This window comes from Frankia sp. CcWB2 (genome assembly GCF_977927585.1).
Map to the genome: position 1 here is coordinate 2,525 of NZ_CDWRCM010000050.1, position 365 is coordinate 2,889.

General features: G+C 67.9%; 1 pseudogene and 1 other annotated feature. The pseudogene reads right to left on the minus strand.

The features are described from left to right. Positions 1–365, minus strand: a pseudogene (locus ACY45C_RS07750) (IS3 family transposase); the annotation flags it as partial. Beyond that, positions 149–275 (minus strand) — a sequence feature (AL1L pseudoknot). Its footprint overlaps the pseudogene before it by 127 nt.

Consider the following 365-nt stretch of genomic DNA (forward strand, 5'->3'; position numbering starts at 1 on the left):
CGCCCTCGCGGTCAAGCTGCGCGAAGACCTTCCGCACCCCGGAGACACCGTAGTTCTCGGCATGAATCCGCCTGATCTCCTTCAGGGTCTCTTCGTCGGTGACCGCCCGGGCCGACGGCGGCCGTTTCCCCGCGGCGTAGTAGGTGCTCGGGGCGACCTGGACACCGGCGTCCTTCAACACCGCACAGATCGGCTCGACCCCGAACTTCTGTTTGTTCTGGTCGATGTAGTCGTGGACTACCGGCGCGGGCGGCCGAGCTCCGCCGCGAAAAGCCGACGCCGACTTCAGGATCTCGTTCGCCCGCCGCAGTTCCCGGTTCTCCCGCCCCAGCTCAGCCAGCCGGGCGGCCACCTCAGTCGGCACA